8 protein-coding genes are annotated in these 12,396 nt (G+C 59.1%); 2 read left to right on the plus strand and 6 right to left on the minus strand.

The window, feature by feature from the left end; all coding sequences use genetic code 11:
* Positions 1-16: 16 nt before the first annotated feature.
* A complete protein-coding gene (locus QRN46_RS16200) occupies positions 17-1,441 on the minus strand; it encodes a DUF1329 domain-containing protein (RefSeq protein WP_201818587.1) in 1,425 nt (474 codons plus the stop codon).
* Between the two features lie 403 nt (positions 1,442-1,844).
* Between QRN46_RS16200 and QRN46_RS16205 the strand changes: the two genes are divergently transcribed.
* Positions 1,845-2,426, plus strand: a complete 582-nt coding sequence (locus tag QRN46_RS16205; protein ID WP_201818584.1) for a TetR/AcrR family transcriptional regulator — start codon at positions 1,845-1,847, stop codon at positions 2,424-2,426.
* 5 nt (positions 2,427-2,431) lie between these two features.
* On the opposite strand, the gene QRN46_RS16210 is transcribed toward QRN46_RS16205, so the two are convergent.
* The gene (locus tag QRN46_RS16210; protein ID WP_011334166.1) at positions 2,432-3,214 is read right to left on the minus strand and encodes an SDR family NAD(P)-dependent oxidoreductase; all 783 of its coding nucleotides are present in this window, start codon (positions 3,212-3,214) and stop codon (positions 2,432-2,434) included.
* Positions 3,215-3,344: 130 nt separating this feature from the next.
* A complete protein-coding gene (locus QRN46_RS16215; protein ID WP_011334167.1) occupies positions 3,345-5,456 on the minus strand; it encodes a 3-hydroxyacyl-CoA dehydrogenase NAD-binding domain-containing protein in 2,112 nt (703 codons plus the stop codon).
* Positions 5,457-5,987: 531 nt separating this feature from the next.
* On the opposite strand from QRN46_RS16215, the gene QRN46_RS16220 reads away from it, so the two are divergent.
* Complete coding sequence (locus tag QRN46_RS16220) at positions 5,988-6,551, plus strand: TetR/AcrR family transcriptional regulator (protein WP_011334168.1); 564 nt, start codon at positions 5,988-5,990, stop codon at positions 6,549-6,551.
* Positions 6,552-6,646: 95 nt separating this feature from the next.
* Here the strand turns inward: QRN46_RS16220 and QRN46_RS16225 are convergent, their stop codons facing one another.
* From QRN46_RS16225 to QRN46_RS16235, 3 genes are read right to left on the minus strand one after another with little or no spacing between them, the layout of a single operon-like run.
* Positions 6,647-8,056, minus strand: coding sequence for an efflux transporter outer membrane subunit (locus tag QRN46_RS16225; RefSeq protein WP_011334169.1), 1,410 nt, complete (start codon positions 8,054-8,056; stop codon positions 6,647-6,649).
* Positions 8,057-8,059: 3 nt separating this feature from the next.
* Positions 8,060-11,191, minus strand: a complete 3,132-nt coding sequence (locus tag QRN46_RS16230; protein WP_011334170.1) for a multidrug efflux RND transporter permease subunit — start codon at positions 11,189-11,191, stop codon at positions 8,060-8,062.
* A gap of 27 nt (positions 11,192-11,218) precedes the next feature.
* Positions 11,219-12,376 (minus strand): MexC family multidrug efflux RND transporter periplasmic adaptor subunit, encoded by a 1,158-nt coding sequence (locus QRN46_RS16235; RefSeq protein WP_039768489.1) that lies wholly within the window; start codon positions 12,374-12,376, stop codon positions 11,219-11,221.
* Positions 12,377-12,396 lie beyond the last annotated feature (20 nt).

Here is a 12,396-nt window from a genome sequence, read left to right on the forward strand (position 1 = left end):
TTCCCGAAAGCCGCTGTTAGCGTTCGCTGGTGGCGCGCAGATTGTCTGAGGTGTAGAAGTCGCGTTTCAAACGAGGGTTGTTGGCGCTATCGGTGAGCCAGCGATGGTCGTTCTTGCCGGTACCAATGGAGGTCATGTCGTAGAGGTAGCGACCATCAACGAGGTTGTATTGCGCCTGGGCTTCCATATCGCAGGTGCCAGTCTCGTAGACCGGGATTGTGTAGCCTTCGCGGACTTTCCAGATTTGCCCTTGTTTGTCGTAGTCCACCGCCATCAGCGCGTTCCAGCTGTCCTCATCGATGTAAAACAGACGTTTCGGAGCCTGATGACGCATGCCCTGGCGAACGGTTGCTTCAACCACCCAGACGCGGTGCAACTCATAGCGACGCGATTCGGGGGCGATGAAGTCGCGCTTGGCCACATCCTCAATCTTCGCCGAGTTGTCGTAGGCGCCGAACGAGTTGTAGGGCACAAGCATTTCCTGCTTGCCGACCAACTTCCAGTCGAAGCGATCCATCGGACCAAAGAACACGTTGGACTCATCAATGGTGTACTGATTGTCCAGACCGATTTGCGGTGCGTCGTAGGAGTACGCCGGCATGCGACGTACCCGGCGCTGGCCCGGGAAGTAATAGAACGTAGTGGCTTGCTCGCCAGCTTTGGTCGTCACCACGCCGGCCTGCCCGGCAAGGGCTGCGGGGTCGGAGTAGCTGAAGTAGGTCGCAACTTCGAGTCGATCGAATGAAGAAAACAACGCACTGCCCTTCACGCCCCATGGTGTGTACATGAACCAGTCCGTGGAGGTTCGCAGCCAGTCTTCACTCCCTTTTCGCGGCGAAATTCCGGAAACGGTTTTCGACATATCGAAGCCGACGCCGCGATAACGCATTTTCATGTTCCACATAACCTCGGCACCCGAGGTTGGAAACGGAAATGGGATACCGGGGACGTAAGCCTCCTGCAGTGCCAGACCGTCGCCGTCGAGTTTCGCGAAACCGACATTCTTCTTCGTGTTTTCCGCGACGAAATCCGGTACGCCACAGCTGCGCCGTGTCGGATACACATCCATCCGGTACCCCGGAATCTTCTTGAACATTTCCACTTGGCCAGGGGAAAGCTTGCCGGTGTACTTCGCGACGTTGCCTGAGTCGATACTGAACAGCGGTTTATCATCCTTGAACTTCCACTGCTGACCTCGCACCTGGCCGTGGCTCCAACCGCCGCCTTGTGGTCCGGGTGGTGTCCAGGCAGGAATGACACCATCGGCGCTGGCCGCCGCCTCACCTCCCAGCGGGGTCAGTTTTGTGCCGAGCAATGCAGGATCCTTATCTGCCGCCTGCGCCGTGCAGATGAAGGTTGATGCGACGAAGGCCGCGATCAAACATCTGCGTACGACGCCTTTAGAAAGATTGTTATTGGGGCGCTCAATCACTGTGTTCATTGGAGGATCCTCGTGGGTCTTGATCGGCACCGTGGCCACTTTGACGGCAGTAACACGTTGCCTGCGCTAACCTAATCAACTGACTTGATCAATTGACCAAGTCGCTTGATCAAAGCAAGGCTGGTGCCAATGTCTGAAGCGCGGGAAATAGTCACGTTTAATCAATCGATTACAGAGACGCGGGATATATTCGAGCCACGAGAGTTTCGTTAAACATTTCCGAGTGTTTCTTCGGTTCGCACCAAATCGGGAATTTGCGAAACAGTCGTTACCAATAATGGTGCGACAGTTTCAGACCACCGTTTCTTCCCTGACGCAAGGCGATTCGTTGCTGTAGCATCCGCAAGCGTCGACAGCGCCCTTACCGATAAAGGGCGCCAGGAATATTGGAGATTGCTGACCTATGGCCAGAATGGGCGCTGAATTACGCCGGCAGGATTTCGTCGAGGCAACGATCAAAGTGATTGCCGAGCACGGTGTCGCCAATTCAACGACCCGACGGATTGCGGCGGCGGCCGGTTGTCCGTTGGCATCGTTGCATTACGTGTTCCATACCAAGAACGACCTCTTCTATGCCGTCTATGAGTCACTGTTTAACCTGCCTCATCAAGCGTTGGAACACGTCCCTGCCGGGACAACTGCCGCTGATACGACTGCCGAAGTCCTGCGACAGTTGATCACTTGGTTCATCGATCATCCGGACGCGGCCAAGGCGCAGAGTGAGTTGTTTTTTTGGGCACTGCGCAATGACCCCGAAATGGCAAGCAAGATTTACTCAGTAGCCATTGAAGCGACTGAGCAGGCACTGGAGCGAGCTGTAGGCGCAGAGCTGGGGGAAAAGTTTTTAAAGGCCGCAAGTCGGCTTCTGGTCCAACTGGTTGACGGGTTGACTATCGCGTGGTCCGCCCATGGAGACCTGCATAGATTGAGAGCCGAAACCGAGACGGCTTGCGCCGCACTGGCCCTGCTGGTGGCCAGTCACTGAGCCGATCACATGCTGCTGACCAGATGGCCTCCATCCACGGTCAGTACGCTGCCAGTCATGAATGCACCGGCGTCACTCGCTAACAGCAAAAAGGGACCGGCCAGTTCGTGTAACTGACCCAGTCGACGCATGGGCACCCTATCGCGGATGTAGCTGTTGCCCTTGTCACCCTCAAAAAAAGCTTCGTTCATTTCAGTCTTGAAATAACCTGGCGCGATGGCGTTGACCCTGATGTTGTACCGCGCCAGCTCCAGCGCCAGTGACTTGGTCAGCTGAACCACCCCGGCTTTTGCAGCGCAGTAATGGCTGTAACCGGTGCTAACGCGCAGTCCGAGTATCGAGGCCACGTTGACGATGCTGCCCTTACGTCCGGCCTTTGCCAGCCTTTGTGCAGCAACCTGGGCGACACGCCAGACGCCATCCAGATTGGTTGAAAGCATCTCACGCCACTGCTCTTCACTGATTTCGAGTGGACGCTGGCCGTTACCGATACCTGCGTTGTTGAGTACCACGTCAACCACGCCAAAATGTGCTTCGGCCGCATCGAACGCCGCTTCGACACTGTTCCGGTCAGTCACATCGAGTTCGACGGACAGCGCTTGCCCGCAATCCCATTCAATGTCCTTTGCCACCTGTGCGAGTCTTTCGACGCGTCGTGCAGTCAGCACAACCCGGGCGCCGGCATGCCCAGCGACCCTTGCCAGGTGAGCTCCAATGCCGCTGGAGGCGCCGGTGATCAATACAGTTCGGCCGGCAAGCGAAAAATTCTGAATGAAATCTTGAGTCATCAACACACCTCGAAATGAATCGCGCTGGCGCGCTCTACGGGTAACAGGTCCCTTTCTCCGAAATCGGGCGAGCATGAGGCAGATGCGTGGTCGTCCTCATGACTCGCTCTCGTCCGGAGAAAGGGAATTTTCAGAATATTTCGATGCGAGATCTGCCGGCGGCTACCAGACGTTCCAGAAGCGCCGCTGGGCGAAACCACATCTCACCGTATTCGCCAAGCGCGCTGCGATAGTGATGGATGCGGCTGAGCACCGTTTCCAGGCCCAACTGCTCGGCGTAATGCATGGGGCCTCCGAGATGCGCGGGAAAGCCATAGCCGTTGATCCACACCAGATCGATGTCGCTGGCACGCAGCGCAATACCTTCGTCCAGCAAGCGAATGCCTTCGTTGATCATTACAAACAGGCAGCGATCGTGAATTTCCAGATCTTCGATGTTGCGACGCGTAACGTTGTGTTCACGGGCAAGCTGCTCTGCCAGCATGATGACTTCCCGGTCTTCCCTTGGACTACGTCCCTCGTAGAGGTAAAAGCCACGTCCGGTCTTTTGCCCGTACCGTCCCAAGGCATACAGTTCCTCGGCAAGGCAGCAGTAGCTCTGGTCATGGGCGATGGCTTCACGATTGGCGTCGCGCATTAGAAAGCTCACATCGATACCTGCCAGATCCAGCATGCTGAATACGCCCATATTCAAATCCAGACTGGTCAGCACTGCATCAACCTGGACCGGCGTCGCCCCCTCCAGTACCAGACGGTGAGCTTCGCGGGCATAGGGTTCGAGCATGCGATTACCGATGGAGCCGGCGCTGTTACCGGAGATGACCGGAAGTTTGCCGATACGTCTGGCGATGTCCATGACAGCGGTTACGACGTCCGGCGCTGTCGTCTGACAAAGCACAATTTCCACCAATCGCATGACGTTGGCCGGACTAAAGAAATGCATGCCAATGACATCCTGCGGACGAGAGACCATCTTCGCGAGCGCATCGATATCCAGCGACGACGTATTGGTCGCAAGAATGGCACCTGGCTTACACACGCTCTCCAGAGCGAGGAACACCTGATGCTTGCTCTCCATCTTTTCGCATACCGCCTCAATGATCAGGTCGGCATCTGAAAGGTCTGCGTAGTCGAGCGTGCCAAACAGCAGTTCCATCCGCTGCTGCATTTGCACGGCACTGAGTTTTCCGCGCTTGACGCTGAGTTGATAGTTTTCACGAACACGTTTGAGACCGCGATCCAGCGTGCGCCCATCAAGATCCATCAGCGCAACGGGAATCCCTACATCGGCAAAGCTCATCGCGATGCCTCCACCCAAGGTGCCTGCACCGATCACGGCAACCTTGTTGATCTTGCGCGACGGATCAGCCGTATCGATCCGGGGCGTTCGCCGCGCGTCTTGTTCTGCGAAGAAAACATGCCGCAATGCTTTCGACTGACGTGATGCTTCAGCCTGCTTGAACAGCGTCAATTCCCGCACCAGTCCCTCTTCCAACGGCAACAGGCAGGCGGCCTCCAGCGCAGAAAGCACCAACCTGGGCGCCAGTCGACTTTTCCAGCGCGGCTCATGCTCCACGCGATAACGCGCCAGGAAATCATCGGGCAAGTCCTCGGCGGGGTTTGGCCATGCTTCGGCTGGCCGCGCAGGAGCACAACATTCGATCAACTCATTGGCATAAGCGCGCGCCTCTTCCAGCAACTGTTCGGTGCTGGAGGAGATACGGTCAAGAATGCCGAGCATTCGAGCACGCTCGGCATCGATCTGCTCACCTGAAAGAATGAGGTTCAAAGCCGATTCGGCGCCTATCAGCCTGGGCAAGCGTTGCGTACCGCCGGCGCCAGGCATCAGACCAAGATTGATTTCCGACAACCCTAGCCGTGCATCTGGCGCACCAATCCGGTATCCGCAGGCCAGGGCCAGCTCTAGCCCTCCTCCTAACGCAAACGTACCGATCGCCGCAATCAGTGGTTTATGAAGCGCGCTCAAGCGAGTCAGGATGCCAGGCAAGTCAGGTTCAGCGAAGCACGCTTCGGTCCCGAATTCTTTGATGTCGGTACCAGCACTGAACAGTCCCTGCACCCCATAGAGAATGACGGCACCCACCGCTATGTCCGTAGCGGCACGCTCACAGGCATCAATGAGGGCTGCACGTAGGGTCTGGTCGAGTGCGTTGACCGGCGCACGGTCAAGACCGATCAGCGCCAGGCCATCTACGACGCGGTAATGGATCAGGTCACACATGGAGTGTCCCTTACTGACGTATTCAGGGTGTTGAGAGGGCGTGATTGAAGATCGAATATCCGCGGCGTTTTAAAATTTCCGGAAAACATCACCGATGCTGGCAACGGGATAGGCTGGCTGCGACTGTGCTGTCGGGTTCCAGCTGACCGGGCTGAACACACCGTATGAGCCCACTGAGTAGAAGCTATGAATCGAGTAGATGGCGAGGGAGACGAGAGTCAGGGCCAGGCAGGAAAATAGAATCGGGCGCATCGCAAACCTCCGTCATCTGGCGGGAGCCAAATGCAGTGTCTTTTGTTATTGAGGGTTTCGATTCTGGATAACGACCGATGCAAAAGCTTGGCAGATCACGCCAGGTATTTTGCAGTTCATGACATGCAAATACCCCGAAATCCGTTCAGCTTTGTGAGCCGGGCGTTGAGCTTATTTCGTCTCAGATGAAGTAAGTTGCTCAAGTTCTGTGGTTTTCATTGCAGTAATGAGCTTTTCCTGCACAATTCCGAGGACTGAAATACGATTCGAGACCGACTGATGTCCCTGACTCCTCAAGACGAACGACTCATCAAGGCGCTTGCCCTGGCCATCGTTGATCGCCCCCGTGCGACGCTCAAGGAACTGGCTGAAGCGGCAGGCGTGAGCAAGGCTACGCTGCATCGCTTTTGCGGCACCCGCGACAACTTGGTGCAGATAATGGAAAGCCACGGTGAGACGGTGCTGAACCAGATCACCACCACAACCGACCTGCTGCACGGAGAGCCGGTGCAGGCGTTGCGCAGTTTGATCAATGAGCATTTGGCGCATCGTGAAATGCTGGTTTTCCTGCTCTTTCAGTACCGACCCGACACTTTTCCAGTCAACGGTGAGGGCGACCGTTGGCAATCTTATGCCGATGCCCTGGATGCTTTTTTTCTGCGCGGCCAGCAATTGGGCGCATTTCGCATCGATATCACGGCAGCCGTTTTCACAGAGCTGTTCCTGACCATGATCTTCGGAATGGTCGATGCCGAGCGCCGTGGGCGCGCGGCCAGCGCCAACTCGGCCAATGTGCTGGAACAGATGTTCCTGCACGGTGCCGCTAACGTAAAACCCCAATAATCCACACTCTATCCTCCTGCAAAAAAGCCCCGTGACCTCTCGGTCTACGGGGCAAAAGGTTGGATGCGCCAACCCAAAGGAGCTCTTGCCAGGATTTATCTGACGTTTGTTTGTGATGACCATCCTCCACCCAGCGAACGGAACAGATCGACCAGGGCAATCTGGCGCTGAGTGCTGACTTCGATAAACGCCGTTTCGTTGACGAAACTGGTGCGCTGGGCATCGAGATAACGCAGGTGGCTGTCGATACCGCCTTCATAACGGGCCTTGGCCAGACTCAGGGTTTCAGTGCTGGTGTTGGCCAGTGCGCGGCGCGCGGCTTCCTCCCGGCGCAAGGTGTCGGTGGCGGCCAATGCATCGGCGACCTCGCGGAACGCCGTCTGAATCGTGCCTTCATAGGCCGCCACGGCTGAATCCTTGCGGGCTTCGGCCAGACTCAGCCCGGCACTGTTGCGACCGGCATCGAACAACGGCAGCGAAAGGTTCGGCACGAAACTCCAGGAGCGCGAGCCACCGTCGAACAGACCGGACATCTGCGCGCTGGAAGTACCAAAGCTGCCGGTCAGGCTGATACGCGGAAAGAACGCCGCCCGTGCCGCGCCGATGTCGGCATTGCGCGCTTGCAGTCGATGCTCGGCCGCAAGAATGTCCGGCCGGCGCTCGATCAGCGTCGAGGTGGTATCCGGGGCGATGTCCTGCACCAGCATCGGCTGCGTCGTCAGCCGCTCGGGAATCACTTTCCCTGCATCCTTTGTCCCCAGCAGCAAAACCAGCGCGTTGAACGCCTGCTGCTTCTCGCGCAGATTGCGTTCCTGCTCGGCCCGCGCCTGCTCCACCAGCCCCAGTGCTTCCTGATAATCCAGCGCAGTCGCCGTGCCGCTGGAGCGGCGCTGGCTGATCAGCGCGAACGAGTATTCGCGGCTGCTCAGGGTTTGTTGAGTCAAATCCAGACGACGCTGGGCGCCGTCATGAACCAGATAGGCCTGACTGACTTCGGCGATCAGCGCGATCTGCGCGGCGCGGGCGGCTTCTTCGGTAGCCAGATATTCCTGCAGCGCAGAGTCGCTGAGGCTTTTGACCCGGCCAAACAGATCCAGCTCGTATTCGGGCAGCGACAGGCCGACTTGATACTGGCTGGCCACCCCTGCCCGGCCGTCGCTGGCCAAGTCCGACGGCAAGCGCTGGCGATTGCCGGACGCGCTTGCATTCAGCCCGGGAACCCGATCAGCCCGCTGAATTCGGTACTGCGCCCGAGCCTGCTCGATGTCCAGAAGGGTCTGGCGCAATGAGCGATTGTTATCCAGCGCAACCTCCACCAGACGGCGCAGATCGGGATCGACGATGAACGCCTGCCACGCCAATTGGTTGATCGGAGCGCCTTGTTTCAGCGACTCGCCCGCCCAGTTGTCCGCGACCGGTGCAACGGGCCGCTCATAGGTCGGCGCCAACGAGCAACCGGCCAGCAGCATGGCGATCACCAGCGTAGAAAATCCTGAAATACGCATGTGTCACTCCTGAGTCAAAGCGGGTTGTTCAATGGGCGCAGGTTTACTGCGCAGCATCGACAGCACCCAGACAAAACAGATCGGTACAAACAACACCCCCAGCAGCGTCGCGCTGAGCATGCCGCCGATCACCCCGGTACCGATCGCCCGCTGACTTGCGGCACCTGCCCCGGTCGCCAGTGCCAGCGGCACTACGCCGAGAATGAACGCCATAGACGTCATCACGATTGGCCGGAAGCGCAGCCGTGCGGCCTCGATCGCGGCGTCGCGCAGGCTGTAACCTTTCTCCCAAAGCTCCTTGGCGAACTCGACGATCAGAATCGCGTTTTTCGCCGCCAGACCGATGATGGTGATCAAACCGACCTTGAAGTACACGTCGTTGGGCATGCCGGCGACCATCACCGCGAGCACCGCACCGATGGCGCCGATCGGCACGATCAGCATTACGGTCAGCGGAATCGCCCAGCTCTCGTACAGCGCCACCAGCAGCAGGAACACCACCAGAATGGCCAGCGCGAACAGCTGCGTGGCCTGACCGCTGGAGACCTTCTCCTGATAGGACAGACCGGTCCACTCGTAGCTGAAGCCGGCCGGCAATTGCGCAGCGATACGCTCCATTTCCGCCATGGCTTCACCGGTGCTGTAGCCCGGCCCCGCATCACCGACGATGCGCACCGACGGATAACCGTTGTAGCGCACCACCTGCACCGGACCTTCCTCCCAATGCGTGGTGACGAAAGCACTGAGCGGCACCAGATCACCCGCGGTGTTGTGTACATAAAGCTTGAGCACGCTTTCCGGAGTCATCCGGTCGCCCTGCTCGGCCTGCACCACCACGCGCTGCTGGCGGCCGGCGTTGGTGAAGTCGTTGATCACCTCCGAACCAAACGCGGCAGACAACGCACTGCTGATTGATTCAAAACTCACCCCCAGGGTGCGTGCCTTGTCACGGTCGATCACCACGCGCAATTGCGGCGACTCGGCCAGGCCTTCCATCATGGCGTAGAGGATTTTCGGGTTGCCGTTGGCCTGACCGAGCACCTGGTCACGGGCAGCGAGCAATGCTTCGCGGCCCAGACCGGCACGATCCTGCAGGCGCAAGGCGAAACCACCGGAGTTGCCCAGCCCGTCAATCGGCGGCGGTGGCACGGCCATCACCGCACCGTCGTTGGTCACGGCAAATTGCTCGTTCAGCGCATTGACTTCCGCCATGGCCGATTGATCTTCGCCACGCTCCGACCAGTCCTTGAACACCGGGAATGCCAGCGCTGCGTTATCGCCCATCCCGGAAAAGCTGAAGCCGGACACCAGGAACGTCGACTGAACCCCGTCGCGGGTAGCCAGGTAGCGCTCCAGTTGTTCGCCGGTCGCTTCGGTACGGGTGCGAGTCGCGCCCGGTGGCAACTGGACGTCGACGATCATGTAGCCCTGATCCTCCACCGGCACGAAGGATTCCGGCAGGCGCAGGTAGAAGAAGCCGAGCATGGCGATAATGCCCAAATACACCAACATCATCCGGCCGGCGCGCGCCACCAGCCCGTTGTTCAGCACCGAATAGCGATCGGTGAGCTTGGCGAAGCCACGGTTGAAGGCGCCGAAGAAGCCGCGCTTTTCATGGTGCCCTTGTGGAATCGGCTTGAGCAGCGTGGCGCATAGCGCCGGGGTGAACGTCAGGGCAAGGAAACCGGAGAACAGAATCGACACCGCCAGCGATACCGAGAACTGCTGGTAGATCACACCGACCGAGCCGGACATGAACGCCAGCGGCATGAACACCGCCGATAACACCAGGGTGATACCGATGATCGCGCCCGATACCTGCCCCATGGCTTTCACCGTGGCATCGACCGGCGACAAGCCCTCCTCGGCCATGATCCGCTCGACGTTCTCCACCACAACAATTGCGTCGTCCACCAGAATGCCGATGGCGAGCACCATGCCGAACATGGTCATCATGTTCACCGAGAAGCCCATCAGGTACATCATCATCAGCGTGCCCAACAGACACACTGGAACCACGATCGACGGAATCAGGGTGTAGCGGATGTTCTGCAGGAACAGGAACATCACCAGAAATACCAGGACCATCGCTTCGATCAGGGTATGAATCACCTTCTCGATCGCGACATCAACGAAACGCGAGGTGTCGTAAGGAACGGAATATTCCACGTCATCCGGGAAGTACGCCGACAGTTCGGCCAGGCGCTGCTTGACTGCGGTTGCGGTCTGGATTGCGTTGGCGCCGGGCGACAACTGGATCGCCGCTGCCACGGCAGGTCTGCCATTGAGACGCGAGTTGAAGTTGTAACTTTCCTGACCGATTTCCACGCGGGCGACGTCGCCCAGTTTGACCGTGGAACCGTCCTCGTTGGCACGCAGGACAATGCGTGAGAATTCTTCCGGATTGTCCAGCGTACCTTTCACCGCCAGGGTGGCGGTCAGTTCCTGCTGGCTGCTGGTCGGCGTACTGCCGAAGCTGCCGGCCGGCACTTGTACGTTCTGGCCGCGGATGGCCGCGCTGACGTCGTCGATGGACAGCCCGTAGCCCACCAGTTTCTGTGGGTCGAGCCAGACGCGCATCGCCGCTTCGGAGGAGAAGAACTGCAGCTTGCCGACACCCGGAACCCGGCGCAGCTCGTTGTTGATATTGCGCGCGGCGTAGTCGCCCAGTGCGGTGGTGTCGCTGTGCTGGGTGCCCTCCTTATAGTTCAGCGCATAGATCAGCAAGAACCCGGCACTGGTCTGCTCCACTTCCAGACCTTGGGTGAGCACGGCTTGCGGCATCCGCGCTTCAGCTTTTTTCAGACGGTTTTGCACGTCAACCTGAGCGAGCTGCGGGTCGGTGCCCGGCTGGAACGTCACCGCAATTTCGGCGATGCCGTTGGAGTTGTTGGTCGACTCGAAATACAGCAGATTCTTCGCACCGTTGAGCGACTCTTCGATCACGCTGGTGACCGAGTCCACCAGCACCTTCGCGGAGGCGCCGGGATAGGTTGCCGTCACCTTGATCTGCGGCGGCGCGACGTTGGGGTATTGCGCCACCGGCAGCATCGGAATGACCAGCAGACCGGCCAGAGAGATGAACAACGCCACTACCCAGGCGAAGTTCGGGCGTTTGATGAAAAACTGAGACATCGGAATATCCTCGCGGCGACGGCGCCCTTACTGTTTCGACTCAGGCGTCAGCGCCTGGGCTTGAGGCTGAGCAGGCGCGACCTTGGCGCCTGCCTGCAGGCCACTCAGGCCGCTGACAATCACCTGATCGCCAGCCTTCAGGCCTTCACTGATCTGCCAGCGCGAACCCTGCATGGAACCGGTCACCACAGTGCGCGCTTCGGCGCGGCCGTCGGCGCCGACCACCATGACTTGCGCCCCGCCATCGCTGCCGCGCTGCACCGAGCGCTGTGGCACGAGAATGGCCTGATTGTCGGTGCCTTGAGGTGTGCGCACGCGCACGAACATGCCCGGCAGCAACACACCGTCACTGTTGGCGAACTTGCCACGCAACGACACCTGGCCGGTGCCACGGTCAACGGCGACATCGGTAAACATCAGGGCGCCCTGACGCTCGTAAGCAGTGCCGTCGACACGAATCGACAACGCCTTGTTGTCGTCGGCGGAGAGTTTGCCGCCCTTGAGTGATTCGCGCAGACGCAGCGCGTCAGCGGCCGATTGGGTGAAGTCGACATACACCGGATCCAGCTGCTGAATCCGCGCCATCAACGTTGCGTCACCCTGACCGACCAAGGCACCTTCTGTGACCAGTGCGCGGCCGACACGCCCGGAAATCGGCGCGGTCACCGAGGCATAACCCAGGTTCAACCGGGCGCTTTGCAGATCAGCCTGGGCTGAACGCGTGGCCGCCTGAGCACTGCGCAAATCGGCCATGGCGCTGTCGTAGTCCTGCTGGCTGACCGCTTCGATCTTCACCAACGGTTCATAACGCTTGACCCGCGCCTGAGCCTCAAGGGCAACGGATTGCGCACGGGCCAGTTCACCCTCGGCGCGAGACAAGGCTGCTTTCAGCGGTGCCGGGTCGATCTGGAACAGCAGGTCGCCGGCTTTGACATCAGCGCCCTCTTCAAAACGCTTCTGCATCACGATGCCCGGCACCCGCGCACGCACTTCCGCAACGCGCATCGGTTCCACCCGGCCCGGCAGCTCTGACGTCAGTGCCAGTGGCTCAGTCTTCACTGCAAGCACCTCTACCGGACGCGCCACTTCAGCCATATCCGCCTGTTCATTCGCTGGTCCACACCCGGCCAGCGCAATGGCAACTGCCAACGACCCCGCCATCCCTACTGCACGCAAATTGCCCATAACTCACCCGAGGCTTGATT

The sequence above is a fragment of the Pseudomonas sp. lyk4-R2A-10 genome, assembly GCF_030209075.1.
Classification (GTDB): domain Bacteria; phylum Pseudomonadota; class Gammaproteobacteria; order Pseudomonadales; family Pseudomonadaceae; genus Aquipseudomonas; species Aquipseudomonas glycinae.